This is a genomic window from Bacillus cereus (genome assembly GCF_002567495.1).
In the GTDB taxonomy this organism is placed as follows: Bacteria; Bacillota; Bacilli; order Bacillales; family Bacillaceae_G; genus Bacillus_A; species Bacillus_A cereus_AQ.
Genome location: NZ_NVAP01000017.1, coordinates 1 through 25939 on the forward strand (window position 1 = coordinate 1; position 25939 = coordinate 25939).

Here is a 25939-nt window from a genome sequence, read left to right on the forward strand (position 1 = left end):
ACTATTCGGGTTCACTTCACATTGACTTTAGCGTGTTGTTTTTTTCTTTTTCAAATACTTTAAACCGAAGTATAGAGCAATAAAAAGAACTGCTCCTATAATTATGTAATGTGTATAATCAGATGCGTACTCTTTAATTTGTCGCCAATTCCCACCAAGTTTTTCACCTAAGTATATAAATAGAATTGACCATGGAATGATCGCTACAACCGTATAAAGTGTAAATAGTTTTAATGGCATCTTAGCTAGTCCTGCTGGAATAGAGATCGCATGACGTACTACTGGGATAAAACGTGCCGAAAAGATTACTCCCGCTCCGTAACGCTTAAACCAACCTTCCGCTATGTCTAAATGGTGTTTATTAATAAGTAGATATTTCCCATATTTCTCTACAACCGGACGCCCTCCGTAGTATCCAAGCCAGTATAAAAAGATTTGCGCTAAAGTACCACCAATAGTTCCGGCGATAACCGCACCCACAAAACTAATTTTACCATCTGCTACTAAAAAGCCAGCATACGAAAGTACAATTTCACTCGGGATAACTTCAATCATTAAAGCTAAAGCCACTCCGAAGTAACCTAAGCTTGCAAAAAATTGCAATAACTGATCTATTATATTTGCTAACATGTTCTTTTCTATCTCCTTTTTTCTTCACATACCATCCCATTATTACATAAAGGCTGCAATCTGCCAATATCTTCATTTCAACAATATGTACAATTGAAGCAGGATTAATCTATTATTTTTTCTTTCTGTGGGTCTTTCATGTAGGCAAACATTTCTTTAATTTGATTTTCTGTATTTCTAGCAATTGATAAATTAGGTAATTCATTTTCACCAAAAAACTCCACATCTTCTGTTTCAATGCTAGTTTTCTTTTCTCCACCAATAATCTCGCATCCAATGAAAATCTTATATACATGCGTCGCCGATGGAGATGGTTGATTTTTTTCTTTATCAAATATAGATAATAACTTAAAATGATCTACTTCATAGCCTGTCTCTTCTAAAACTTCTTTCGCTGCAACTTCTGTTGGCGTATAACCGACATCAGCCCATCCACCTGGCAATGCCCATTTCCCATCACTTTTTTCTTTCACAAATAATAGCTTTTCATTTTGAAAAACAACCGCTCTTATATCAACTTTAGGTGTTTGATAGCCTGTCTCACTTGCAAATAAGTTCTCTACAACTTCCCAATCTGTTTTCGTGTAATGTGACATCATTGAAATTGAAATATCCCGTAATTGTTGGAAACGTTCTATATCGTACACATCCTTAGAATACATTAAACCTGCTTGGGCTATAGATTGTATTTGTTTTACCCAATCAATCCATTTAATCGTCATCTCTACACAACCCCATTCTCTATCAAATAAATATTATTTCACTTTTTTGGTACACCTTTATTATACAAAAAAAGAGATTGATAATGTTCCAATCTCTTTCAAATTTAATCCAATTCATGTAAGTGGTCTTGTATATACTTTCTTCTTTTATTTATATATTCACAAATCATATCAGCCTCTTGATCAAATGTTTCTAATTTTTCTTTCATATATGGATCTTGTAGTAAATATGGACGAATCAACTCACACAACCCTTCTACTTTCGGTCTCATAAACGAAACTGTAAATTGGTCTTCTAATATTTCTTCTAAAATACTTCGATACTGCTTTCTAAATACAGGTATGTCTAACAACCTTGCACTTAACGTGTTATACCCTTGAATGCGAATATATTCATGATTAAGCGGTCTCCCTTGTACATCTCGCCCCCAAGTCGCATCATAATCCCACGGTATAACTTCAAATAAATTTGTCTCATCGTTATGATATAGTGCATAGTTATGAACGAAACCATCAAAGTTTTGCGTAAAAATAACTCCGGCTAACCATCGTAAATATTTATCTACATGTAGAAACTTCCCAATTTCTTTTTCATAATCTTCCCTCGACAAAGTATTCGCTTGAAATACAAATTCACTCAGTTGTTCTTCACTATTTTTATTCGAATATTTAAATTCATAACCCGCAAAGAGCTCTGTCTTAACATCTTTATCTCGCTCACTCATTAATGAAAAATTCGCATCATCATCTATCGCATAATAAATAGAACCACTCGGTAATCCTCTATTTTTCAAAAAGTTTTCATCAACCGATTCTAACTGTAAATACACACCTTGAATTTGACCATTAATTTTTATAAATACATGTTGTGATTTTGGTGAAAGTACACCAATATCATGAAAAAAATCTAAAGATAATTTATTTCGTATGAGAGACGGATCCATAAACTCCGAATTCAAATGAAACTCTTTCGCGCCTTGAAATTTTCTCGGTTTATAAAACATAACATGATAAGACTTTTTCTCAAATTCGCGAATATGAGCCCCTCGGTATACGATATCAATGTCATACTTCTTTTTTCCATAAGTTAATTTTGCTGGCACTGGACTATCTGACCAAATGTCCTTTTTCAATTCCACTAAGTACATTGGATGAACAAAAAAATCATATGAAGGCAGCATGTTTTCTCATCCCTTCTCAGTTCTCTTCCTTCAATGTATGCGCCTTGTCTTGTCCATACATCCGCTATCATCTATTTATATAAAATTACACTCTTGTCCTGTTCAGAAAGTCTTCATCTCTCATATCATGTTAAGGAAAAAGAATACCTTTTCACTTTAATACATGATAAGGAGGATTTCTATGAAACGTGATATTAGAAAAGCTGTCGAAGAAATCAAAAGTGCTGGGATGGAGGATTTCTTACACCAAGATCCAAGTACTTTTGAATGCGATGATGATAAATTCACTCATCATAATTGTACAACTGGATGTAAATGTACAACTGGGGGTAAATGTCCAAGAACAAGATGTACTCGCGTGAAACATTGTACTTTCGTTACAAAATGTACGCATGTAAAAAAATGGACATTTGTTACAAAATGTACTCGTGTACGTGTTCAAAAATGGACGTTCGTTACGAAAGTAACACGTAGAAAAGAATGCGTTTTAGTTACAAAACGTACTCGCAGAAAACATTGTACATTCATTACAAAATGCATACGCTTTGAAAAGAAATTTTTCTGGACAAAACGAAGTTTCTGTAAAAAATGCGAATTCTTCCCTAACAGACACGGTCACTCTTGTGATGACTCATGTGATCATGGTAAGGGTTGTCACGATGGCGGACATAAATTCCCATCTTGCAAAAATAAGAAATTCGATCACTTCTGGTATAAAAAACGTAATTGCTAGTTTTTATACCTACAAAAAAAGGCCGCTTTGCGGTCTTTTTTACATTTATTGAAAATGACTGATATCTGCAAATTGTTTTACTTCACCACAATCGTCATCAAACTCAATCACACTAAGACTAGCGCTATGCATAAATGGATCACCCCACACATTTTCTATTTCAATACCCGCAAAATGCCCTACAAGTAATTTCGCTGCCGCCGCATGGGAAACAATTAATATCTTATCTCCTTTATGCTTTTCTAAAAGAAGCTGCATCCCCTCAATTACTCTTTTATGAACGGCCTCAAAATTTTCTCCTGATGTTGATTGAAACAAATGTGGCTCATACCAAAACAATTGTATTTCTTCTGGGTATTGCCTTTCTATTTCATCGATTGTTTGTCCTTCCCATATACCCATGTTAATTTCATAAAAATGCTCATCCGCTATTATCGGTATATCACGTTCTCCCTTTATTAACTTTGCAGTATGAAGTGTCCTTTCACTCGGACTACTATAGATTACATGGATAGGTACGTCTTTCATTCGCTCTCCTAATTGTTTTGCTTGTAACATACCATTTTCAGTTAAAGCTGAATTTTTTCGTCCTTGCATTCGCTTCGCCACATTCCATTCTGTTTCACCGTGCCTTGTTACATATACAGTAGTTTTCATTTCTTATTCCCCCTTATTAGTTTGGTCTTAATTCCCATGGTTCTATTTGCCCCACAATCCATTCCGCTCGTTTACTTTCAATTCCTTTTATAATTCCATCCGCTATCTCTTCATTGGTAAGCCATCTTCCATATGTATCTTCTAAAATAAAACCTAATATAATTCTATAATAACTACATCGTGTATCACCTATTTTTTGTGCAGTCATACGCGATGCTTTACTTCCTAAAATATGAAATAGACGATATGTTTCAGACGACAATACTAGTTCTTTACAAATAATTGGTAACGCATGCTTTGCGCTTGAGTGTATCCATGCGACAACTAATGTTATCGGACCATTTTCCTCAACTGTACTTTTAATTGCTAGCTTTACATCGTCATCATTATGATAATCTAACGAAAGAGATGTGATATTTTCTGGTGTAGCACTCGCACGTTTAACATTTCCTAATTTCACTTCATCTCTTCCAATAATAGAAACATGATACCCTTGCTCACAAAGCCAAATAGAAACCTTTTTTAACATTCCTGTTCCACCAATTACAAGTGCATGCACATGCTATCCCTCCCTCCCTATTAAAGTGAAACTTTAATCAACTCGCACCAATCGTGCTTTTACAGGCAAGCTTTTCTCTCCCACCTACCACCAAATTACAAGTTGGGATTCTTACTGCCTGTTACAGCGGGATAAAATGTCATATGAGGTTTCTCATCTCTATAATAATTTAAACGGTCTTGCAGTGTCCCTGAATGAAACTCAAATTTATGACCGTCAGGATCAACAAAGTATATAGATTCGCAATCTCTTACATCGCGTTCTCTTCCTTTTAAAATAGGAACATCATTTTCTTCTAATCGCCGCATTAGACATTCAAAATCTTCTTGTTCAACAGAGAATGCCATGTGCGTATAAGATTGATGAATCTCATTTCTCGGAATATGTGTCTCTTCATTAAGTGCTATCCACACTCCACATATGTTAAAATACGCTAGTTTTCTTCCTTTAACTAATAATTCCCCTTCTAATACTTTTTCATAAAACATAATAGAGTTTTCTAAATTAGATACTGAAAAACAAAGATGATTGATTCCCCTCAACAAATATAATTCCTCCTTACACAAATAAAAGATGAGCGAAAATTCACTCATCTTTTATTATACTATTTTTTTGTAATATATGCCCATTTATAACTGAAGTCCCCACCAAACGTATGGTTAGCAATGCCTTTTACAAACGGCTTCTCTAAATAAGCTGTACTTTGTTGGTACGTTGGAGAAATTGCTGCATCTTGACCAATTAAGATTTTTTCAGCTTCTGCAAGTGCCTTCCAGCGTGCTGCGTCATCTTTTAATAGTTCTCCTTTTGATTTCGCTACTAAATCGTCATACTTTTGATTAGAATAATCCATTTCATTAAATGAGCTTCCTGTTACGAACATATCAATATAAGTCATTGGATCTGGATAATCAGGGCTCCATGCAGATAATGAGAATTCATATTGGAATTTCTTTTCTAAATCTAACTTCTGCTTGTATGGTTGTTGTTTCAAATTCACTTTAATACCTGGTAAGTTTTTCTCTAGTTCTTCTTTAATAAAGTCGCCCACTTTTTTACGGCTACCGTTATCATCGTTTAGTAATTCAACCGTAATTGTATCTTGACCAAGCTCTTTCTTCGCTTCTTCCCATAATTTTTTTGCTTTCTCTGCATTATCTTTACTATCACGGAAGTTTTTATTTACAGAGCGGAAGTCTTTACCATCCGGACCTGTCGTGAATTTTTCAGGTACTAAGAAATATGCTGGCAATGAACCGTCATTTAAAATGACATCAGCAATTCCTTTTTTATCGTATGCTAAATCAATCGCTTCACGAACCTTTTGATTTTTAAATGTTGCATTTTTTTGATTAAAGCGCAAGAAATACATACGCGGGTCTAACTTTGTTTTAAATTCATCTGGTTTATTCTTTTTATATTTATCAACAAATTCAGAAGTTAAAATAACTCGATCTGCTTGATCACTATCATATAAATTTACTCCCGTGCTTGTTTCCTTCACAATGCTTACATTAATTTCTTCTAACTTCACAGTATCTTTATCCCAATAATTAGGGTTTTTCTTTAACTGATAATTTTGTTCATGTTTCCATTGACTCATTGTAAATGGTCCATTATATAATAATTTATCTGCTTCTAATCCGTATTTATCTCCTTGTCCTTTCACATATTTTTCATTTAATGGGAAAAATGTAGGGAAGGACGTAAGTTCAAGAAAATAAGGTGCTGGTTGCTCTAATTCTACTACTAACGTTTTATCATCCTTCGCTTTAACACCCAATTGATCTAATGGTAATTCTCCTTTATTTACTTTCTGTGCATTTTTCACATCAAATAAAATGAATGCATATTCTGCCGCTGTTGCTTTATCTAATGTACGTTGCCATGCATATACAAAATCTTGCGCTCGAACTGGATCACCATTTGACCATTTCGCATCACGTAATTCAAATGTATATGTCTTTTTATCTTCACTAATCTTCACATCTTTTGCCATACCTGGTGTTGGTTTATTATCTTTATCTAGACGATATAAACCTTCCATTGCATTTACAAATACACGGAAAGATACAGAATCCGTTGATTTAGACGTATCCATTGAAGGAATTTCAGCTGTTTCTAGCAAATTTAAAACTTGTTTATCTGCCATTCCCTTATTCGATTCTTTCTGCGTTGTCGAAGCCTTCTCACCATTCCCACATCCTGCAACCAATACACTCGTCGTTAATGCAAGTGCAGCAATTGTTGTTGTCTTTCTCTTCATTCTTACTTCCCCCAATCTATATGTATAAGTTAAATCCTATATAATATATTTTATTATACAAAAGATTCTGATTATTTTAAATATTTATTTTAACAAACATAGGAAAAAGCGGTCAGAAATTTCTTTCCAGCCGCTTTGTTGAATAGCATTTACTTGTAATCCATCCTCTATATCAAATGGATTTTGGACCTTAAATATTTCTTCCATCATCTTCAAAAACTCTTCTTCATTTTTAGATTCACCGTTAACCGTAAGTGAGTATGGTTCCACTTCACCCAATTTATAATCGACAACAAATTGAATATTCACCTTTTGCCTTGGCGTCCCAGCGTTATATCCTTGAAATTCTACTAATTCTAATCCTTCCGTTCCACGATAATATATCCAACCTGAATTTTGAAAATAATTTTCGAAAGATTCACCTATTGAAAAGAAAGGATATTCATAAAGCGAGCTTGTACGAACTTTTTGAATAACATCTCGATCAGTCGGAAAAAAGAAATGGCTAAAAAATATGCTAGCAACTGCTAAAATAGTAACAATTGTCGCTCCCATTTTGCTCGTTCCGCCACTATCATGGATGAGATAGTTTGCAACTGATTCATCTTTTATTTCTCTTGCTTTTATTCGATATATACGTCTTTCCGCAAATTGATAGTATAATCCATTTGCAAAAATCCCCATTCCAAACAGAATAAAAATAAGTAATAAAAACGTAAGAGGTACCATATTAATGATTGGCAACGCTACATTAAATCCCATATAATACGAAAATGCATCACACGCTACTAATAACAACATAAATAAAGTAGCTGGTACATAATACTTACGATATCCTAGCCAACCTATATTGAAAATAGCAGCCCAACCATTCCAGCTCCACCTAGCAATCCGCTTATTCTCAAGCTCCCATTTCCTTTTGTAATACGGATATTGTCTCCCTACATATACTTCTAATTCTTTATCTATTAACGAGCTAGCTTCATCATGTTCATTATCCAAATTCCGCTGACAGCTTGCACAATTTAACTGTTCCTCCTCGCAAGGTTTTCCACAATTTATACATTTCAAAACAATCCCTCTTCCCATCCATACGTCATTTCAAAATACCTTCGTGTTTTAATAACCACTCTTTCCTCCATAAACCACCAGCATATCCAACAAGCTTTCCACTCTTCCCTATTACACGGTGACATGGAACGATTATTGAAATTGGATTCCGACTATTTGCCCCTCCTATCGCTCGTACAGCTTTTGTATTTCCAACCTTCTCTGCAATATCTAAATATGAAGCACTTACGCCGTACGGAATAGTATAGAGTGCATCCCATACATTTTTTTGAAATGCTGTTCCCTCAGCTGACAGTGGGACTGTAAACTCTTTTCTTTTTCCTTTAAAATATTCATCTAACTCATTTATACATTGTTCTATTATTTCATTTTTATTTTCTTCTTGTCGCTCATCAACAAATATAACAGACGTAATTCCTTCTTGATTCGCTTTAATTTCTAGCAAACCTAATTCGCTTTCATAATAAGCCTGGTACATATGTCATCCTCCAATTCAGTTCATATTAGTCATTGTAACATGAATAGACAAAATTTTTCGTATAAGCGTTTTATTAGAGAGACAAAAAAGAGAATGATAAAATATAAGAAAATTCAATCAAGGGGGCTATTTGATGAATTCCAAACTTTTTTCATCTTATACAATTAAGGACGTTACACTAAAAAATCGTATCGTTATGTCGCCTATGTGCATGTATTCATCGGAGAATGCGGATGGGCGCATTACGGATTTTCATCTCATTCATTACGGAACTCGCGCTGCTGGCCAAGTAGGTTTAGTTATGATTGAAGCAACTGCGGTGTTAGCTGAAGGACGAATTTCTAACAAAGACTTAGGCATCTGGGATGACAACCTAATTGAAGGCTTACATAAAACGACTACATTTATACATGGTAACGGTGCAAAAGCTGCCATTCAACTCGCTCACGCCGGAAGAAAGGCTGAATTAGATACGAAAGCTTTCGCACCTTCTGCAATCCCTTTTAATGATAGGATGAAAATACCAGTAGAAATGAATATACAGCAAATCAAAGAGACCATATTAGCTTTTCAGAAGGCCGCGTTACGTTCAAAACAAGCCGGATTTGATGTTATCGAACTACATGGCGCTCACGGTTACCTTATCAATGAATTCCTATCACCACTTACTAATAAACGATCGGATGAATACGGTGGCTCACCTGAAAACCGCTATCGTTTCTTACGCGAAATCATCGACTCTGTAAATGAAGTTTGGGACGGACCAATATTCGTTCGTATTTCAGCAAACGATTATCACCCTAACGGGCTAACGGTTCAAGATTACGTTCAGTATACAAAATGGATGAAAGAACAAGGAATTGATTTAATCGATTGTAGTTCTGGTGCAGTTGTACCAGCACATATTGATGTGTATCCTGGTTACCAAGTACAATATGCCAAACATATTAAAGAACATACTAAAATTGCAACTGGTGCAGTTGGATTGATTACGACTGGGTCACAAGCAGAGCAAATTTTAAATAATAACGAAGCGGATTTAATTTTCATCGGACGTGAGTTACTTCGCAATCCGTACTTCCCAAGAATAGCGGCTAATGAACTTGGCTTTGAATTACAAGAACCATATCAATACAAGCGAGCGCCCGGAAAAATCCATACGAATAAATAACACCAGGAATAATATGTAATACTGAATCTACAATCATTAAAGATATACTACAAGACAACTTATATTGTCTGATACGCCTATTTTCTTATATTTTTTATCACTACATTCAGTAAAACGCCAAATATATTGTTTCTATAATATTGAAAGAAATAATATAATTTTATTTTGATAGTTAAAACAACTATTATCCTTTTTTTAAATGTGCGACAGGATTGAAATCACACTCCATAATTAGGATATTAAGCAGAGTGACGAAAAAAAAACAATTTCTCAATTCAACTGAGAAATTGTTTTTTTATTAGTTTATTACCTCTGAAATTCAAGCGACTCTAAACATCTTTTATAAATACGAACGATGCGTTGGCCATGAACCTTGCAGTTTGCGAAGTTGTATAATTTGTCCTGTATGATATGCATCGTGCAAAAAGATATTCATATATTGTTGCCAAACTGGTAGAGAAGGCTTTGGTTGATCTAGTTCTGCTTCTTGAAGGAATTTTAATTCAGATTGTAAGGCATCATGTACTTGAAGTGTTCGCATCACCGTTTGTTGCCAAGCATCATCATCATCATTAAATCCGCCCTGGACAAAAGTGTCATCATTATTTTGTGGAGCAACAAAAGTGTCATCTTGACGTAAGCGAGAGAGTAACCGCTCTTTAAAGATTAGTAAATGGTTTACATTTTCCCAAATCGTATTACTGGTCTTTCCTTCTGGTTGCCAACATGCTTGTGCAGCAGTAAGATCCTTTAACGCTTCTGATATTGGTGGATACCACTCTTCTTCATAAAAAACTTGCTTAACTCCATTTTGCAACATTTCTTTTTTACTCATAAGTATAGCCTCCTTTTTACGCTCTCCTAAAAAATGCAGAAATATGATAGTAGTGTATTTTTAAATGAGCTAAAAAATTCTTATGAAACGAAAACATGCGATCGTATAACGTTGTAGCAAATGAGATCAATAACAACTTAGAAATGAAGAGTATTTGAGACGTATGAGGGATAAAAATAGACGTGATAAATTATCATGATAAAAGGAGTGGGATCCCCACTCCTTTTATCACTTTCCAATAATTATGAAAAAACATATATTTACTGTTCATTCACGACTTTATTTCTTTCGTTTTTCAGTAAAAATTATCCTTCTCGGTTATATTTATTCTATCGTTGTAATTTCATTTGAATTATAAGTATGGATACCCGATTCTTCTCGCAATGCAGTTATATACATCCCTTTTGCCACATCTTTAGCTGAAATTGGTTTATACTTTTTGAAAGCCCCTTTAAAGATAAACGGAATAATACGAGATAACTTTTCAGCCATTCGTTCGCCGAAACGAAACTCTTGTCGATTTCCTACTAATAATGATGGTCTAAAAATGTGAATACCACCAATCACTAACTTTTGCAATTCCTCTTCCATTTTCCCTTTCACTTGTGAATAAAAGAAAAATGATTTAGGATTCGCCCCCATAGAAGACACAACAAGGAAATTTTGCACCCCTTGTTTTTCAGCTAAACAAGCAGCTCGTAACGTATATTCATAATCTACTTTTTTAAAATTCGCCTTTGTTTTTGCTTTTTTTATTGTTGTTCCTAGGCAACTGAAAACATCATCCACAGCAAAGTACTCTTTATATTCCTCTAATACCGAAAAATCAACTTGTTTCTGCTGTAACTTCTCATGCTGCCATTGCATTGGTTCTCTTACAAAAATAGTAACCGAATCGTAGTAATCTGATTCAAGTAATAGACGCGTTATCTCTTGTCCAACTAAACCACTTGCACCAAGTATTAACGCTGTTCGCTTATTCATATATGCATATACCTCTTATTTTACTTTTCTCTCCTTAAGCAAAATAAAACTTCTAGGAGTTTCCTGTTCTTATTTTACCACAAGTAAAGCACTATGCGTACGCATAGTGCTTTACTCACTCTTTTTTCTCATCTCTCTCTCGTAATTTCGTTATTGTTGTAGCGTCCCCTAAATTACTTATTAATCTTCTTAAAAAAATTAACACAAAAGATAATGGCAATACTACCGCTAATATTAATAAAATAGCTTCCATTAAGTAATCCAAGCGCTCATCTCCCTCTTTACCCTCCTTTCAAATATATGAAAACAGCGTTGTCACATATGCATGCATTTGAAAAAATAATACACCTATATTTGACAACTTTATAACAAAAACAAATCGGAATGATTATTATTTATTGCAACTTTATTAAAGATGTATTATACTAGGTTCGCAAACTAAAACGTAATTATTCCGTTTTGTATTAAAATGATATTTTTCTTCCATAATTGGGGAAGATATATCCGTAAAAAAGAAAAGAGGAGAACTTCATGCCTAAAAGATTGACTATATTTTCATTCTTACTTATTTTTACCTTAATTTTCGCTGGCTGCTCAAATAAAAAAGAAAGTAATGCCAAGAAAGATGGAAAGCTAACAGTTTATACAACGATTTTCCCACTTGCTGATTTCGCAAAAAAAATCGGTGGCGACTATGTAAATGTTGAAGCAATTTACCCACCTGGTGCAGATTCACATACATTTGAACCGAGCCAAAAACAAACAGTACAAGTTGCAAAAGCCGATTTATTCGTTTATAACGGCGCTGAATTAGAACCATTTGCTGAAAAAATGGAGAAAACATTACAAAAAGAAAATGTTAAAATTGTAAATGCATCTAAAGGTATTGAGCTTCGCGCTTCTACTGAAGAAGAGCATCATGATCACGGAGATGGCCATAAAGAAGATGAACATCACCATGATAAAGACCCACACGTTTGGTTAGACCCTACTCTAGCAATGAAACAGGCGGAAAAAATTAAAAATGCACTTGTAGAATTACAACCTGATCATAAACAAGAGTTCGAAAAAAACTTCGCAGCACTTCAAACAAAATTTACTGATTTAGATGATCAATTTAAAGCAGCTGTTGCGAATGCAAAAACAAAAGAAATTTTAGTTTCTCATGCGGCTTATGGATACTGGGAACAACGCTATGGCCTGAAACAAATTGCTATCGCCGGTATTTCAGCTTCTGATGAACCATCTCAAAAACAGCTTGCTGACATTACGAAAACAGTAAAAGAACATAATCTAAAATATATTTTATTTGAAACATTCTCTACTCCAAAAGTAGCATCCGTAATTCAAAAAGAAACGGGTACAAACGTTTTACGCTTAAATCATCTTGCTACTATTTCTGAAGATGATGCGAAAAATAATAAAGATTACTTCACTTTAATGGAAGAAAACGTAAACACATTGAAAGAAGCAACAAACTAATCCATTATATTTTCTAGGCAGCTGAACCTGTTATTCAGCTGCCTTTTTATGTATTTCTCCTTGACTTGACCAAAATAACAAGTAAAATTATCCATATTAGCTTTAAGCTATACTATTTTAGAAGGTGAGTTGGAATTATGAATCTTCACATTTGTGAAGTAACAGCAAAAAATTGGCGTTCAGTAGTTGCTTTAAACGTCGCAAAAGATCAGCAACAATTTATTGAAAGTAACGCGTTTTCTTTAGCAGAATCATTATATGAAGGAAACGGAACGTCAGTAGGTTTATATGATGGAGAAACACTTGTTGGATACGCAATGTATGGGTGGTATTCAGAAAAACATAAAAGCGTATGGCTCGATCGCTTTATGATTGACCAACAATATCAAGGAAAAGGATACGCAAAACGTTTCCTACGCTTACTCATTCAGTTTTTACAACAACAATTTACATGTAAAATAATTTACTTAAGTTTACATCCAGACAACAAACATGCAATGGGACTATATGAATCATTCGGCTTCCGCTTAAATGGCGATATTGACGATGAAGGCCCAGTTGTAGGTGTTGTAATGGAATTACTTATAGATAAAATGAAACTTTAATCAATTTTACTACCCATTAACGTGGAATGAAAACAAAAGCCTGTGAAAACAGGCTTTTTATTATATATTTATCAATGTTATTCTATTTTTTATTTCTTTTCCTTATGTGCTTCGTCTTTACAATCCAGTATTATCGCCATACAGTGCTCATAAAAAAATAGGCCTGCAATTTACGCAGACTTATTTCACACACTCTTCAAAATGTTCTTGGAACCACTCTTTATTAATATCTCTTCCGATGAAAACAACTTCACTTACTCGCTCTTCTCCCTCTTGCCACTCTCTATCGTACGAAGCTGCAAATAACGTATGTACGCCTTGGAAAACGATACGTTTATCTACTCCGTCTATCGATAAAATTCCTTTGTAACGATATAAATGTTCCCCTAGCTCTTGGACGACAGCTGACATCCACTCATTAAGCTTTTGTAAATCTAGCGGACGTTCTTCACGTAACACAAACGATTTTACACCTTCTAGGTGGTTATGTTCTTTATGAGGGTAAATTTGCAACGTATCTCTCGTTTTAAACGTTTGAATTTGTAATAAAGATGGTATATCTACGTCACAGTTAGTTGCCTCGATTAACTTTGCAGTCGGGTTAATCCCTTGAATTTCATGCAAGAGATTTTCTTTCTTGCTCTCTTCAATTAAGTCTAATTTATTTACTAAAACGACATCAGCAAACGCAATTTGCTCTTTTGCTTCCAGCCCTTTTTCAAAATGTTTATGTATATGATAACTATCTACCACCGTTACAACACCGTTAATTTGGTATGCAGATTGAATGACTGGATCTAAAAAGAATGTTTGAATAATCGGCCCTGGATTTGCAAGGCCAGTCGTTTCAATTACTAAACCATCAAAATCCATTTTCCCTTCTGCTTTTACGTCCAGTAATTGTTTTAAAGCAACAAGTAAATCTTCACGTACAGTACAACATAGACAACCGTTTGTCATTTCCATAATTTCTTCTTCCACATTCATAATTAACTGATTATCAATGCCAATTTGTCCTATTTCATTTACAATCACCGCTAATTTCTTACCGTGATTTTCTGATAAAATACGATTTAATAAAGTCGTTTTCCCTGACCCAAGAAAACCCGTTAATATTGTTACTGGAATCATTTCGTACATCTCCTTATGGCTATATGTTTCTACATTATAGCATATAGAGAAAATCGTTTTTGTAGCAAAACATATTTATTGTATGTACGTCCCTCAAACTATATAATAATACGTAGTAAGAAAGCCTTTTCAAAATAATAATCATTCATCAAGGGGGTACTTATAATGGAACGAGTTCAAATGGCTGAAACGCTAGAATTCTCTCGTATTATTCAAGGATTTTGGCGTTTAGCAGAATGGAATATGACGAAACAAGAATTACTTTCTTTCATTGAAGATTGTATGGATATGGGAATTACTACTTTTGATCACGCTGATATTTATGGCGGATATACGTGTGAAGGGTTGTTTGGAGAAGCTTTACAATTAAAGCCTTCCTTACGTGAAAACATGCAAATTATTACAAAGTGTGGAATCGCTCCCCCATCACCGAAATTTCCAGAGCGATATGTTGCTCACTACAATACGAGTGCAGAGCACATTATTCAAAGTGCAGAAGCATCACTAAAAAATTTACATACAGATTATATTGACGTATTACTTATTCATCGTCCCGATCCTTTTATGGATCCAAATGAAGTGGCAAAGGCATTTTCACAATTAAAACAAGAAGGAAAAGTTCGTCACTTCGGTGTATCTAACTTCTTACCTTCACAATTTAATATGTTAAGTTCGTACTTAGATTTCCCGCTTATTACGAACCAAATTGAAGTTTCTGCATTGCAGCTTGAGCATTTTGAAAAAGGGACAATTGATTTATGCCAAGAAAAACGAATCAATCCAATGATTTGGTCACCTCTTGCTGGTGGGGAAATCTTTACTGGTCAATCAGAACGCGCCGTACGTGTACGTGAAACTGTGCAAAAAGTTGCTACTGAGCTAGGTGTTACTAGTATCGATACGGTTATGTATGCTTGGTTACTTGCGCATCCAGCTAACATGATGCCAATCGTTGGATCTGGTAAATTAGATCGTGTAAAAACGGCCGCTCTTGCTACAAACGTTAACTTAGATCGTCAACAATGGTTTACAATTTTCGAAAGCTCTAATGGACATCCTGTACCATAATACACAAAAAGAAGAGCTGTTTCTTTACAGCTCTTCTTTTTCATATGTATTTCTAGTCATGGCAAATACACACATATCCCTTAATCCATTTCCATCTACCGCTACACTCGCACTTTCAAATGTACCTTCTAACTTAAAGCCTAATTTCTCAGGTATTGCCCTACTCTTCTTATTTAAAGAATCACATCGAATTTCTACGCGATTTGCTTTTAGTTCAGAAAAAGCATAATCCGTTATACCCTTTGCAGCCTCTACCATATAGCCTTTTCCACTAAACCTTGAATCAATCCAATACCCAATTTCAAATTGAGGTATATCCCAATTAATACGATGCAATCCAGCGGATGCAATAAATTCACCTGTTTCTTTCGAAAATACTAGTAATCTTAAATCCTCACGTTGCAAAAATTGAATATGCGATTTTCTAATACTCTCTTCTATTTCTCCCTCTGTTTGCTCTTTTTGTGCAAAAACCATCCAAGGTTTTAGTTCTTGTATTGAAGCTTGAATTGCATCATATACAAATTTTCCATCTCCTGGTTTCGGCATTCGAATAAAAAGCCTGTCAGTATAAAATTCAGAAGGAAAATCGAATAATAACGGATTCACTGTAAACACTCCCTATAATTCTTTTATATATAATAATATCCATCTCAAGTTATATAGTAAAGAATTTTCTGAATTGAAAGCATTTTACTCATTCACTTCCATCGCTACACGAATTCCAGATTCAATCGCACCTTGAATCCATCCGTGATATAGCGTTGTATGATCTCCAGCGAAGAATATTCTCCCCTCTGGTTTGACAATCGCTGGCTGTAGCTCAGATTCTTGACCTGCTTGAAAAAGCGCAAATCCTCCAAGCGCATATGGATCCAATGTCCAACTTTTTGATATTCCAGATATGAACTCATCATACACTTGACCACCTAATATTGTTGCTAAGTTGTGTAATGCATAATAAATACGATCACCTTTTGATAAACCATCCCATAACAAAGCATCATAAGACCATGTATAACTACCTAACATCATAGCAGGTCCTTTTTCTCCAATCCCATGACTTGGATAATAGGCATAACGAATTGGCAAATCTGTTATAATCCTGCCACCTAATTGCCCTTGTTCTTCCCAAAATCGGCTTTTAAATTGAATTCCTATTTTCGTCGCAGGCATGTAATGCAATTCACGAATTGCTTTCCACTTTTCATGTGATATAGAATCAAACGGATCTACTTCTACAAAACGCATTGTCGAAAACGGGATGGTAACAATAACTAAATCTCCTGTAATACTACTATATTCAAAAGTTTCCTCGTTCCGATAGAAAGCTGTCACACCATTATCGTGTTGATGTAGCTTCATTAATTTTTGATTATATATAATATTTTCTTCTAATTGCGGTAAAAATGACTTTGGTAATCTATCATTCCCGCCCATAATTTCACAAAATCCGCTCTCCTCTTGCATAATGTATAGAAAGCGTAAAGTCTCTACAAACGACCGTTCCAAAAAACCTTCTAAATCTAATAGAACACCGATCATCTCAATTGTCACTGGCGAAAAGTAAGTATTATACTGATAAGGATGATACTTTAAAAATTGTCCTGTGGAATATCTCCCAAAATCCTTCACTACAATATCCCAATTTTTCTCTGGATTTCTTTTAATAAAATTTATTATCGGCTGTACTGCTAATAACAATAGTTCTTCAGACGTTTTCCCCACTTCGTTCATTTCCACAGGATACCTTAAAATGCTTGGATCCTTTTCATATTGTTTCAACGTCGTTTTCCGTCCATTTACATAGATAATATCCGCCTCATTCCTATTAATAAAAGGACTCACCTGTAGCCCAAATTTTCTTATATATGCCATCGTTAATTTATGCGAATACGGAATTCTCATTGCTCCAACATCTAAATATAATCCGGTATCTTCCACTCTGACTGTCTCTATACGACCACCTACCCGATTGTTGGCTTCAAAAATTTTCACATCATGTCCTGCAGCCTTTAATAAAGATGCTGAAACTAACCCAGCCATACCAGCCCCCACTACAATAATTTGTTTTGGACTTATCGTCTTCTTCAATCCTTTATTTATAACTTTTAACGCTTCACCCATTTCTGTGTTATACATTATATCTTTCTGCACAATTCCACCCCTTACTTCATCAAATGGACGTTAGTGGTTTAGTGCATTTTATTCATAAATCCCCATAAACATAACACCATTGCAATTTGAATATTCACTAAAAGTACATAAGAGACAGATTTCACATTTCTTTACGCTTCGTATAATATAGCAACTGCAAAGAAGGAGTGACTAAAAAATGAAACATACTTACGACTACCACGCTACAAAAAAGCATTTAGAATTAAAGAAACAAAACTTATGTAATAAACTTAGCAATACGAAACTATCTGAAACAGAACGCGAACAAATAAAACGTGAAATTGACAACTATGAATATATTTTAAATCTAGTCGAAATGAATCATTATGAACGAGGATTTTCTCGTTAAAAGCGGAAATGGGATTATCCACTTTTCATTTTGAGCATTTCACTACGCATTTTTCATAAGTAAATATATAATAGGATGTACATTAAGATTGAGAGGTATATTCTATGATCAAGTTAAGTGTATTAGACCAATCGCCTATTTCAGATGGTAGCACAGCAATCCAAGCTTTTTCACATACAGTTACGCTTGCACAAGAAGTTGAAAAACTCGGATTTACACGTTTTTGGGTATCCGAACATCATAATTCCGTAAGCTTAGCTGGTTCAAGTCCAGAAATACTTATTTCTCATATTGCCGCGAAAACGGACCGTATTAGAGTCGGTTCAGGTGGTGTTATGTTACCACATTATAGCCCATATAAAGTTGCTGAGAATTTCCGCGTTTTAGAAGCACTGTATCCAAATCGTATCGATCTCGGTGTTGGTAGAGCCCCTGGTGGTATGCCAATAGCAACTCGCGCACTTCAAGAAGGGAAAATGGTCTCACTTGATCAATATCCAGAACAAATTGCAGACGTTGCAATGTACATACATGATCAAGTACCAGAAAACCATCACTATGCAAACTTAAAAGCCACTCCAGTTATCCCAACATCTCCTGAAATGTGGATGCTCGGTTCTAGTGGAGAGAGCGCTAAAATTGCTGCAAACAACGGAGCTTCTTTCGCATTTGCGCAATTTATTAATGGCTTCGGAGGCCCTGAAGTTATGAGGGCTTACCAAGAACAATATCAGCCTTCATTTTTAGGAGATAAACCAAAGTCAATCGTTGCTATTTTTGTTATTTGCGGAGAAACAAATGAAGAAGCAGAAAAAATTGCTTCTAGTTTAGATTTATCAATCTTATTACTAGAGCAAGGAAAACGAACTACTGGTACACCTTCTATCGAAACTGCTCAAAATTATTCATACAGTGCTTATGATTTATTCCGTATAAAAGAAAATCGTCAACGTATGATTGTTGGTGATCCGTCTTCTGTAAAAGGAAAAATAATAAACTTAAGCAAAGCATACAATACTGACGAATTTATGATTGTCACGATTACTCATCAATTTGAACATAAATTAAATTCTTATCGCTTACTAGCAAATGCTTTTAATTTATAAATGTAAAAGGGAGATACATCAACTATGATGCATCTCCCTCTCTTATTACTTATTGTTTTCATTTCTTATATATTCAATAGCTTCTTTTAATAACTCATCAAAATTATTAGGATAATCATGAGCTAAGTTAGGTACAACTTTATACTTATGTTCTATGTTTTTCTCTCTTAATAATTGTACAAATTGCTGTGTGCATTCATAACTATCTTCATCTTGATCCCCGCACACTATATATCCTTTTATATGTTTATCTTGCAGCACACCCAATAACTCATCCCATTCTTCAATCTCGGGAAGCCATGGTGCCATAAAAATAAAACCATCCACATCTATACCTTTTTGTAAAATTGTATATAGAGCTACTCTTGCTCCTGCAGAAAAACCACCAATTATTACATTTTCTACTGTATGATTTTTTATAAATGTATTGTAATGTTCTTCTAATTCTTCTTTCCCTCTATGTATATCATCCCAAACAAATCCATCTGAAAACTGAATTTGTGAAGACTGTGGTAAAGCTAACGTATAATCTTGTATCAAAACTGATTTCCAATATGGCTCTACTATTTGTATATTTTCCTGGTCACCGTGTAATGTAAGTAGTAGATTTCCCTCTTTCTTGCTGTATTTATATTTCACGTCTGGTCTTTGCGTTTGATGTGCTACTTCTTCTCTTTCTTTACATAATTGAACCATTGTATGAAATTCTTCAAATTTATGCATTGATTTTAAATCATCGTCCGAAATTAAATACTCATTTCCATACCAGAGTCCCTTTTCTATAATGGCCTCTCTCATTAAATGTAATGCTTCTTTTTCAAGTCCCGATGCACTTGCGAGCGCATACTTAAAATTATATATTTGCGCCTCATTCCCTATTACACCTGTAGCATTTTCCATTATATAATTGTACGCTTCAAAACTTCCTTTATTTGCATAACAGCGTAACGTTTCATTTAATAATTGAATGTAAGTCATACTATTTTTCATATACCAATTCCCCCGAAACCTATTATAATATTTATTTTCCGAATCTTTATACCATTTTGTATAGCCCACGCTAACAATACCTTATTCTCAGAATGATGCTTAATAGTTACTCTTCCCTATCCAATATATTTAGTATAAATGATAATAAACTGAAAAATCAATATTTTAACAAATAAAAAAAAGACAACAATATATGTATTGTTGTTTTCATGACATCTACCCGCTCTTTTGTTTTTTTCTATCTGGTTTACTTGAAACTAAATAATGTTTTTCTGAAATATATAAGTCTCTTTTTAAGATACGATTTAAGTAAGGTCCTAGTTTCATTCCGCATATGAGGCGATCTTCGCTACCTTCAACAATTGGGAACATTTCTTTTTCTGTTACGTATTGATCTACTGCTTTTTGTACGACATCAATTTCTTTCACTAGGTTTAAATTTTCTTCTGTATGTTCAAATACCTCAAGCGTTTCCTTCGTTATGAGAAAATCATTTGTTGGAAATGCAGGTAAATACGGTTTTAACAAATCATAATTTACTGTATAATCGTCATTTACTAATACTGTATAAACGATATTAGCATTCGTTTCTAAAAACTGAGCCATCGCTTGTTCTAATTCATCTTTCGTAATTTCCCGCTCTTCTTTTCCAGTTCTGAAAAAGCGAAACATCGCATCGCCTCCTTTTTACTATATTATAGCATAAAAGAAAACTGAAAAATCATAAAAAAACCCATTGAAATAATTTTTCAATGGGTTTCTATATATATTTATTCTTATTTTAAGAACGCACTTAGCATCCATACATGTTGTTCTAATGTTGTATGAATTGCTAACAGCATGTCAGCTGATGTTTCATCGCCAGCTTCACCCGCAACTTCCATACCTTCTTTTAATTCTTGAATAAGTGCAGAATAATCATTCACTAATGTTTGCACCATTTCTTCTGCAGATTCTTTGCTTGTCCCTTCGCTCACACTAGATGTTGCAAGATATTCTTTCATTGTCGCTAATGGTTTACCTTCTAAAGCTAAAATACGTTCTGCTAACTCATCAATATACGTTCCAGCCTCATTATAAAACTCTTCAAATTTCTCATGTAATGTAAAGAAGTGTGGTCCTGTCACATACCAGTGATAATTATGTAGTTTCACATATAACACATTCCAGTTTGCTACCTGCTTGTTTAATACTTCCACAACATTTGTTTTCGTACTCATACAATCCACTCCTCTTATCATTTTGTAATGTTTATCTTTTAATAACCTAATTACATTTTACCATACATTCCCTTTCCTTTCGAATGATTGGCTTATATGTAACAAAGTTTTAACACCTTTAATATTTCCCTAATATCATTTAATTCATGTATTTTCTCAAACACTTCATACGTCTAATTGTCCAAGCTCATACATATGCATAATAGTACATCAAGCTCATCATAGTAGAAAGAGGGATAACATGGACAATCAACAATGGCAAGTAGCAAAGAAAGTAGCTGCTACTTATATCGGAACTGTCGTTGGAGCTGGATTTGCTACTGGACGAGAAATTGTTGAATTTTTCACAGTGAATGGATTCTACGGGACAATTGGCATATGTGTAAGTGGATTTTTTTTTATTTGGCTTGGCACAAAGATGATGTTACTTTCATCACAAATCGGGGCATTTTCAGCTCAAGAATTTAATAAATATTTATTTGGAGATGTATTTGGGAACGTTGTAAACACATTATTATTACTCGTTTTATTCGGCGTAACGAGCGTTATGTTATCAGGGGCTGGTGCAGTATTTGAAGAGCAACTTCGCTTACCAAGGCAACTCGGTATTCTTATTACAGTTATTGCTTGTCTCATTATAGGTGGCCGCGGATTACAAGGTGTTTTTGAAGTAAATACACTTGTCGTACCTATTATGATGATTTTTATTATCGGACTTGCTATTACAACCTTTTTTCACGGTACAACTTCTATTAATACTACTATTCCCGCAGAGAGCTGGAATATGAAATGGATTACTAGCCCGATTACATATGTCGCCTTAAACCTTTCTCTCGCCCAAAGCGTTCTCGTCCCATTAGCCAGTGAAGTAAAGGATCGAAAAGCCATTTTTTGGGGTGGAATTTTAGGTGGTGCTGGACTTTCTTTAATTTTATTATGCAGCCATTTAGCAATCTTATCAGTCGATCAATTTTATCAATATAACATCCCAATGGCTGAAGTCATAAGAAGATTTAATGCGACTTTTCACTTCTTCTTCGTTCTTATTATTTTCGGTGAAGTATTCACAACTTTAGTTGGTAATGTGTTCGGAATGACAAAACAGATGCAATCTATTACTGGGTGGAAAAATAACAATATTATTTTCTTCATTTTACTAATTAGTTATTGCTTTAGTTACATCGGTTACAGTGACTTACTTCACATTCTGTATCCTATCATCGGATGGGTAAGTATCGTTATACTTCCAATCATTGCGTTTAAACAACTTCAAAAAACATAAAAAGCATCCATATTATTGGATGCTTTTTTATGTTCATTCACAATCATCACATACTTCCCAGTACGGCCCCATTTCCAATGCTAAATATGGCTTTAATTGCAACCGAATCATTCGACTAGGCATACGCTCTAAAACAAATTGAATACCTTCTTCATCTTCGTCTAATTCAACTTTTGAAATCGCAATTCTTTGCATAGTCGTAATGGGAATTCCATCTTTATATAAAGTGATTTTCACCTCATCATATTCATTAAAATACAATTCGACACTCATTTGATTTTTCAGTATTTCATCAACAATTTTATATGTATCATTTTGTTCTTGGATTATATATTTCCATCCGCCTCTATCTTCTTTCGGAGCTGTTTGAAATAATGTCACCAAATCCTCGTATAGCATAAGATAACCCCTCTCTTACTAAAAAACGATGAGTATTTTATATACCCTTTATCTCTATCACTATCCATAGCTATTGTACCATATATCACCGTTCTTACCTTATTCATTTGCTTCATGAGTATATACAAAACACTTTATTCCATCTTCATTATTATGTAGCTTACTTCAACACTTCATACTCTCCGTAAATTTTTTAATAACATCAAAAGTTAATCAATAAAAATCCGCTCCTTCATCCACTCATTATTTGGTCACAACAAAAAAAGAGTGATTTATATCACTCCCCTTAAAAGAATTTCCCTGTAGCTGCTACTGCTAATACTACAATTAAAATGGTAAACAATAATGAGACCAGTAAACTAAAAATGGGTAATGCTTTCTTTTCATTCTTCTTAAATAATAACTTTAAACTAAGAAAAATATTTACTGGTACAAGTATAAAATAAAAATATTTAACAATTTGCACCGAGCTATTCGAAAGTGTTTTTAATATAAACACTTCAATTAGAAAAACAATAAAAAATGAAATACTTAGCCAAAATGAGACGTAACTAAGCCAAGAATGTCTTTTTGTCCCCCAATACACTCCCATAATACTCTCCTTTTATTTGTATTCTATAGGTTAATAATTATACACAAAGCTAACAAATACCTCTATTTTTCGACAAATATTATGCAAAGCACCATCTTAAAAGTCATAAGGGGACTCTACATCCTCATTTAATTTTACATAATAAAACAGACTATCCCAATAGCATACTGCTATTTTAGGGACAGCCTGTTCTCTGTTAAACTTTAAATCTGTCAATTAGCACTTGTAACTCTTCAGCCATTTGAGATAATGTGCCCGCAGCGGATCCAATTTCCTCCATAGAAGCTAGCTGTTCTTCAGCTGAAGCCGCAACATTTTGTGTGCTTGTCGCATTATTCTGTGCTGTCATTGCAATTTGTCCTACCGAGATAGATACTTCATTTGCCCCTTTTGACATTCCATTAGCTGTTTCAACCATCGTCTTAATTTGATTAGCTATTTCATTTGTAGATTGTAAAATTTCAGCAAAGTTTTGCTTCGTTTCATTTGCAATAACGAGTCCAGATTGAACTTCCTCATTTACATGATTCATAGATTTGACTGTCTTACCCATATCATCTTGTATTTCACATATTAATTTACTAATTTCACTAGAAGATACGCTAGACTGCTCTGCCAATTTACGTACTTCATCTGCAACGATTGCAAATCCTCTTCCGTGCTCACCGGCTCTTGCAGCTTCAATTGCCGCATTTAGAGCTAGAAGGTTTGTTTGATCTGCAATATTTTGAATTACTTCTAATATATCACCAATTTGTTTTGATTTATTATTTAGCAACTGTATAACTGCATCTGATTGTGAAACGGACTCTGCAATAGACTGCATCTGGTTTACTGTTCTTCCAACTAGTTTCCCACCATCTTCTGCTTTCTCACGAGTATGTGCAGAAGCCATATTAATAGATGATGAACTATTTGCTACATGCTGAATTCCTTCCGTTACATCAAATAGTAACATAGCACCATTTTCTACGCTTGTTGTTTGCGTCGTTGCCCCACTTGATATTTCATCCATTGCGATTGTAATTTGCTCAGTCGCTTCACTTGCTTGCCTTACACTTGCAGTTAGCTCTTCTGATGCCGCTGCAACATGCCCAGCTGAATCATTAATTCTTCCAATTAACGTCCGTAACGAATTCGTCATCTCATTAAAGCCTTTAGCAAGTTGGCCAATTTCATCATTAGAATGAATTTCGATTGTTTGCGTTAAATCCCCTTCACTTATTTCTTTAGAGGTAACAACTAATCTCTTTAAAGGCTTCGTAATGGAAAGTGTTACAAAATAAATAAGTGCCCCACCTACTACTAATGAGATAAGCATAACAATTAACATATTATAAAATACAGGTTGAGCAGCTTCAATTACTTCACTTGAGTACATCGTCCCACCAATTTTCCAACCTGTTTTTACATTTGTAGCAAATACCATATTCTTTTCACTACCGTCATAAGAATATGAAAAAGCACCGTGATTATCTTCATAAATTTTCTTTGCCCAAGAATCAGCTGCTTTTTCCCCTGATTTTTCTTGTGGATGAGCAATTATTTTTTGCTTTCCATCTAAAATGAACGCATATCCTTTTTTACCAATATTAATTAACTTTGATGTTTTTAATAAATTATCTAAACTTAAATCTAGCGCAACAACCCCATTTTTATCTTCTGTTTGTTTTGCAATCGTTACGACAATATGTCCATTTCCTTTTGCCTTATACGGCTCAGTAATTACAATACCACCTTGTTTTGCAACTGCATCTTTATACCAAGAACGCTCTGTTGGATCATAGTCTGCTGCCATTTGTATATTTGGTTCTTGCACAAATTTTTTATCATTTCCGGCAACGTATACTTGTTCAACATCTTTATTTAAATTTATATATTGAGATAACATTTTTCTTAATTCATCCTGATTATCTCCTTGATACATGTTCCCCTGAATCACTCGTGCAAAATTATTCACGTCATTAAATTTCGCATCAATCATTTGATTGATTAAATTATCCAGTATTTTTATATTGTCGTTAGCACTACTCTTAATTTGTGATTCAAAATTCTTTTTAGCTGTTTGATAAGACATGCCTCCGATAATAGACACAGCCGCAATTAAAATTACAAAAAATGAAATTAATAGCTTTTTGGCTACTTTCATATCACGAAACCAATTTAATAATTTACCCATTCCGCTCCTCCTGCCTTTCAAATTCAAAAAATAAATTTTTTATAAATATTTTCCATTTCCTAATTATTATT

Annotated in this window: 29 protein-coding genes; 8 read left to right on the plus strand and 21 right to left on the minus strand. The window is 34.3% G+C overall.

Annotated elements, in window-relative coordinates:
* Positions 1-27: 27 nt before the first annotated feature.
* The 3 genes from COK05_RS07885 to cotH form a co-directional block, all read right to left on the minus strand.
* Positions 28-630, minus strand: coding sequence for a DedA family protein (locus tag COK05_RS07885; protein WP_000880690.1), 603 nt, complete (start codon positions 628-630; stop codon positions 28-30).
* A gap of 104 nt (positions 631-734) precedes the next feature.
* Positions 735-1352, minus strand: a complete 618-nt coding sequence (locus COK05_RS07890) for an NUDIX hydrolase N-terminal domain-containing protein (RefSeq protein WP_098612141.1) — start codon at positions 1350-1352, stop codon at positions 735-737.
* A 104-nt stretch (positions 1353-1456) separates the two neighbouring features.
* Positions 1457-2533, minus strand: coding sequence for a spore coat protein CotH (gene cotH, locus COK05_RS07895; protein ID WP_098612142.1), 1077 nt, complete (start codon positions 2531-2533; stop codon positions 1457-1459).
* A gap of 181 nt (positions 2534-2714) precedes the next feature.
* On the opposite strand from cotH, the gene exsB reads away from it, so the two are divergent.
* On the plus strand, positions 2715-3266 hold the full coding sequence (gene exsB, locus COK05_RS07900; RefSeq protein ID WP_098612143.1) for an exosporium protein ExsB: 552 nt from the start codon (positions 2715-2717) through the stop codon (positions 3264-3266).
* Between the two features lie 45 nt (positions 3267-3311).
* Here exsB and COK05_RS07905 read toward each other — a convergent pair whose 3' ends face one another.
* The 6 genes from COK05_RS07905 to COK05_RS07930 all read right to left on the minus strand — a co-directional run bounded on the left by COK05_RS07905 (position 3312) and on the right by COK05_RS07930 (position 8297).
* Positions 3312-3923 carry a phosphoserine phosphatase 1 gene (locus COK05_RS07905; RefSeq protein WP_098612144.1) on the minus strand — a complete coding sequence of 204 codons (612 nt, stop codon included), beginning with the start codon at positions 3921-3923 and terminating at the stop codon, positions 3312-3314.
* 16 nt (positions 3924-3939) lie between these two features.
* The gene (locus tag COK05_RS07910; RefSeq protein WP_098612145.1) at positions 3940-4482 is read right to left on the minus strand and encodes a short-chain dehydrogenase; all 543 of its coding nucleotides are present in this window, start codon (positions 4480-4482) and stop codon (positions 3940-3942) included.
* 95 nt (positions 4483-4577) lie between these two features.
* A complete protein-coding gene (fosB, locus tag COK05_RS07915) occupies positions 4578-5027 on the minus strand; it encodes a FosBx1 family fosfomycin resistance bacillithiol transferase (RefSeq protein WP_098612146.1) in 450 nt (149 codons plus the stop codon).
* A gap of 59 nt (positions 5028-5086) precedes the next feature.
* Complete coding sequence (locus COK05_RS07920) at positions 5087-6748, minus strand: peptide ABC transporter substrate-binding protein (protein ID WP_098612147.1); 1662 nt, start codon at positions 6746-6748, stop codon at positions 5087-5089.
* A gap of 84 nt (positions 6749-6832) precedes the next feature.
* Complete coding sequence (locus tag COK05_RS07925; RefSeq protein WP_098612148.1) at positions 6833-7837, minus strand: DUF2628 domain-containing protein; 1005 nt, start codon at positions 7835-7837, stop codon at positions 6833-6835.
* A gap of 7 nt (positions 7838-7844) precedes the next feature.
* The gene (locus tag COK05_RS07930; RefSeq protein ID WP_098612149.1) at positions 7845-8297 is read right to left on the minus strand and encodes a methylated-DNA--[protein]-cysteine S-methyltransferase; all 453 of its coding nucleotides are present in this window, start codon (positions 8295-8297) and stop codon (positions 7845-7847) included.
* A 133-nt stretch (positions 8298-8430) separates the two neighbouring features.
* On the opposite strand from COK05_RS07930, the gene namA reads away from it, so the two are divergent.
* A complete protein-coding gene (gene namA / locus COK05_RS07935) occupies positions 8431-9468 on the plus strand; it encodes an NADPH dehydrogenase NamA (RefSeq protein ID WP_098612150.1) in 1038 nt (345 codons plus the stop codon).
* A gap of 340 nt (positions 9469-9808) precedes the next feature.
* Here the strand turns inward: namA and COK05_RS07940 are convergent, their stop codons facing one another.
* The 3 genes from COK05_RS07940 to COK05_RS31275 form a co-directional block, all read right to left on the minus strand.
* Positions 9809-10303 carry a DinB family protein gene (locus COK05_RS07940; RefSeq protein WP_098612151.1) on the minus strand — a complete coding sequence of 165 codons (495 nt, stop codon included), beginning with the start codon at positions 10301-10303 and terminating at the stop codon, positions 9809-9811.
* Between the two features lie 324 nt (positions 10304-10627).
* A complete protein-coding gene (locus tag COK05_RS07945; protein WP_098612152.1) occupies positions 10628-11287 on the minus strand; it encodes an oxidoreductase in 660 nt (219 codons plus the stop codon).
* Positions 11288-11402: 115 nt separating this feature from the next.
* Complete coding sequence (locus tag COK05_RS31275; protein ID WP_176539420.1) at positions 11403-11552, minus strand: hypothetical protein; 150 nt, start codon at positions 11550-11552, stop codon at positions 11403-11405.
* Between the two features lie 266 nt (positions 11553-11818).
* On the opposite strand from COK05_RS31275, the gene COK05_RS07955 reads away from it, so the two are divergent.
* Positions 11819-12769 (plus strand): metal ABC transporter substrate-binding protein, encoded by a 951-nt coding sequence (locus COK05_RS07955; protein WP_098612154.1) that lies wholly within the window; start codon positions 11819-11821, stop codon positions 12767-12769.
* A gap of 137 nt (positions 12770-12906) precedes the next feature.
* Positions 12907-13374 (plus strand): GNAT family N-acetyltransferase, encoded by a 468-nt coding sequence (locus COK05_RS07960; protein ID WP_098612155.1) that lies wholly within the window; start codon positions 12907-12909, stop codon positions 13372-13374.
* 180 nt (positions 13375-13554) lie between these two features.
* Here COK05_RS07960 and COK05_RS07965 read toward each other — a convergent pair whose 3' ends face one another.
* Positions 13555-14505 (minus strand): CobW family GTP-binding protein, encoded by a 951-nt coding sequence (locus COK05_RS07965; RefSeq protein ID WP_098612156.1) that lies wholly within the window; start codon positions 14503-14505, stop codon positions 13555-13557.
* Positions 14506-14670: 165 nt separating this feature from the next.
* Here COK05_RS07965 and COK05_RS07970 point away from each other — a divergent pair, with 165 nt between their 5' ends.
* Positions 14671-15573 carry an aldo/keto reductase gene (locus COK05_RS07970; RefSeq protein ID WP_098612157.1) on the plus strand — a complete coding sequence of 301 codons (903 nt, stop codon included), beginning with the start codon at positions 14671-14673 and terminating at the stop codon, positions 15571-15573.
* A gap of 24 nt (positions 15574-15597) precedes the next feature.
* Here COK05_RS07970 and COK05_RS07975 read toward each other — a convergent pair whose 3' ends face one another.
* Complete coding sequence (locus tag COK05_RS07975) at positions 15598-16182, minus strand: GNAT family N-acetyltransferase (protein WP_098612158.1); 585 nt, start codon at positions 16180-16182, stop codon at positions 15598-15600.
* 84 nt (positions 16183-16266) lie between these two features.
* Positions 16267-17730 carry a flavin monoamine oxidase family protein gene (locus COK05_RS07980; RefSeq protein ID WP_141538953.1) on the minus strand — a complete coding sequence of 488 codons (1464 nt, stop codon included), beginning with the start codon at positions 17728-17730 and terminating at the stop codon, positions 16267-16269.
* Between the two features lie 178 nt (positions 17731-17908).
* Between COK05_RS07980 and COK05_RS07985 the strand changes: the two genes are divergently transcribed.
* Both COK05_RS07985 and COK05_RS07990 read left to right on the plus strand, forming a co-directional pair.
* On the plus strand, positions 17909-18100 hold the full coding sequence (locus tag COK05_RS07985; RefSeq protein ID WP_098612159.1) for a DUF3896 family protein: 192 nt from the start codon (positions 17909-17911) through the stop codon (positions 18098-18100).
* A 104-nt stretch (positions 18101-18204) separates the two neighbouring features.
* Positions 18205-19206, plus strand: coding sequence for an LLM class flavin-dependent oxidoreductase (locus COK05_RS07990; RefSeq protein ID WP_098612160.1), 1002 nt, complete (start codon positions 18205-18207; stop codon positions 19204-19206).
* Between the two features lie 45 nt (positions 19207-19251).
* On the opposite strand, the gene COK05_RS07995 is transcribed toward COK05_RS07990, so the two are convergent.
* The 3 genes from COK05_RS07995 to COK05_RS08005 all read right to left on the minus strand — a co-directional run bounded on the left by COK05_RS07995 (position 19252) and on the right by COK05_RS08005 (position 21416).
* The gene (locus COK05_RS07995; protein WP_098612161.1) at positions 19252-20196 is read right to left on the minus strand and encodes an alpha/beta hydrolase; all 945 of its coding nucleotides are present in this window, start codon (positions 20194-20196) and stop codon (positions 19252-19254) included.
* 216 nt (positions 20197-20412) lie between these two features.
* Positions 20413-20868 carry a DUF3939 domain-containing protein gene (locus COK05_RS08000; protein WP_098612162.1) on the minus strand — a complete coding sequence of 152 codons (456 nt, stop codon included), beginning with the start codon at positions 20866-20868 and terminating at the stop codon, positions 20413-20415.
* Between the two features lie 104 nt (positions 20869-20972).
* A complete protein-coding gene (locus tag COK05_RS08005; protein ID WP_000105199.1) occupies positions 20973-21416 on the minus strand; it encodes a Dps family protein in 444 nt (147 codons plus the stop codon).
* Between the two features lie 241 nt (positions 21417-21657).
* Between COK05_RS08005 and COK05_RS08010 the strand changes: the two genes are divergently transcribed.
* On the plus strand, positions 21658-22698 hold the full coding sequence (locus tag COK05_RS08010; RefSeq protein WP_098612163.1) for a YkvI family membrane protein: 1041 nt from the start codon (positions 21658-21660) through the stop codon (positions 22696-22698).
* 33 nt (positions 22699-22731) lie between these two features.
* Here the strand turns inward: COK05_RS08010 and COK05_RS08015 are convergent, their stop codons facing one another.
* The 3 genes from COK05_RS08015 to COK05_RS08030 all read right to left on the minus strand — a co-directional run bounded on the left by COK05_RS08015 (position 22732) and on the right by COK05_RS08030 (position 25868).
* Positions 22732-23097, minus strand: a complete 366-nt coding sequence (locus tag COK05_RS08015) for a DUF3979 family protein (protein WP_098612164.1) — start codon at positions 23095-23097, stop codon at positions 22732-22734.
* 286 nt (positions 23098-23383) lie between these two features.
* Entirely contained in the window at positions 23384-23689 is a 306-nt protein-coding gene (locus COK05_RS08020) for a hypothetical protein (protein ID WP_098612165.1), read from the minus strand.
* 196 nt (positions 23690-23885) lie between these two features.
* Positions 23886-25868, minus strand: coding sequence for a HAMP domain-containing methyl-accepting chemotaxis protein (locus COK05_RS08030; RefSeq protein ID WP_098612167.1), 1983 nt, complete (start codon positions 25866-25868; stop codon positions 23886-23888).
* Positions 25869-25939: the final 71 nt, after the last annotated feature.

Excerpts from the sequence above, each read along its gene's own strand:
- COK05_RS07885 (WP_000880690.1), bottom strand. The coding sequence starts at position 630 with ATGTTAGCAAATATAATAGATCAGTTATTGCAATTTTTTGCAAGCTTA.
- COK05_RS07960 (WP_098612155.1), top strand. The coding sequence starts at position 12,907 with ATGAATCTTCACATTTGTGAAGTAACAGCAAAAAATTGGCGTTCAGTA.
- COK05_RS07920 (WP_098612147.1), bottom strand. The coding sequence starts at position 6,748 with ATGAAGAGAAAGACAACAACAATTGCTGCACTTGCATTAACGACGAGT.
- COK05_RS07930 (WP_098612149.1), bottom strand. The coding sequence starts at position 8,297 with ATGTACCAGGCTTATTATGAAAGCGAATTAGGTTTGCTAGAAATTAAA.
- COK05_RS07955 (WP_098612154.1), top strand. The coding sequence starts at position 11,819 with ATGCCTAAAAGATTGACTATATTTTCATTCTTACTTATTTTTACCTTA.
- COK05_RS07925 (WP_098612148.1), bottom strand. The coding sequence starts at position 7,837 with ATGGGAAGAGGGATTGTTTTGAAATGTATAAATTGTGGAAAACCTTGC.
- COK05_RS07995 (WP_098612161.1), bottom strand. The coding sequence starts at position 20,196 with ATGAAAAATAGTATGACTTACATTCAATTATTAAATGAAACGTTACGC.
- COK05_RS08030 (WP_098612167.1), bottom strand. The coding sequence starts at position 25,868 with ATGGGTAAATTATTAAATTGGTTTCGTGATATGAAAGTAGCCAAAAAG.
- COK05_RS08015 (WP_098612164.1), bottom strand. The coding sequence starts at position 23,097 with ATGCTATACGAGGATTTGGTGACATTATTTCAAACAGCTCCGAAAGAA.
- COK05_RS07970 (WP_098612157.1), top strand. The coding sequence starts at position 14,671 with ATGGAACGAGTTCAAATGGCTGAAACGCTAGAATTCTCTCGTATTATT.
- COK05_RS08010 (WP_098612163.1), top strand. The coding sequence starts at position 21,658 with ATGGACAATCAACAATGGCAAGTAGCAAAGAAAGTAGCTGCTACTTAT.
- COK05_RS08005 (WP_000105199.1), bottom strand. The coding sequence starts at position 21,416 with ATGAGTACGAAAACAAATGTTGTGGAAGTATTAAACAAGCAGGTAGCA.
- cotH (WP_098612142.1), bottom strand. The coding sequence starts at position 2,533 with ATGCTGCCTTCATATGATTTTTTTGTTCATCCAATGTACTTAGTGGAA.
- exsB (WP_098612143.1), top strand. The coding sequence starts at position 2,715 with ATGAAACGTGATATTAGAAAAGCTGTCGAAGAAATCAAAAGTGCTGGG.
- COK05_RS07945 (WP_098612152.1), bottom strand. The coding sequence starts at position 11,287 with ATGAATAAGCGAACAGCGTTAATACTTGGTGCAAGTGGTTTAGTTGGA.
- COK05_RS07890 (WP_098612141.1), bottom strand. The coding sequence starts at position 1,352 with ATGACGATTAAATGGATTGATTGGGTAAAACAAATACAATCTATAGCC.
- COK05_RS07965 (WP_098612156.1), bottom strand. The coding sequence starts at position 14,505 with ATGATTCCAGTAACAATATTAACGGGTTTTCTTGGGTCAGGGAAAACG.
- COK05_RS07990 (WP_098612160.1), top strand. The coding sequence starts at position 18,205 with ATGATCAAGTTAAGTGTATTAGACCAATCGCCTATTTCAGATGGTAGC.
- COK05_RS07905 (WP_098612144.1), bottom strand. The coding sequence starts at position 3,923 with ATGAAAACTACTGTATATGTAACAAGGCACGGTGAAACAGAATGGAAT.
- COK05_RS08020 (WP_098612165.1), bottom strand. The coding sequence starts at position 23,689 with ATGGGAGTGTATTGGGGGACAAAAAGACATTCTTGGCTTAGTTACGTC.
- COK05_RS07940 (WP_098612151.1), bottom strand. The coding sequence starts at position 10,303 with ATGAGTAAAAAAGAAATGTTGCAAAATGGAGTTAAGCAAGTTTTTTAT.
- COK05_RS08000 (WP_098612162.1), bottom strand. The coding sequence starts at position 20,868 with ATGTTTCGCTTTTTCAGAACTGGAAAAGAAGAGCGGGAAATTACGAAA.
- COK05_RS07985 (WP_098612159.1), top strand. The coding sequence starts at position 17,909 with ATGAAACATACTTACGACTACCACGCTACAAAAAAGCATTTAGAATTA.
- namA (WP_098612150.1), top strand. The coding sequence starts at position 8,431 with ATGAATTCCAAACTTTTTTCATCTTATACAATTAAGGACGTTACACTA.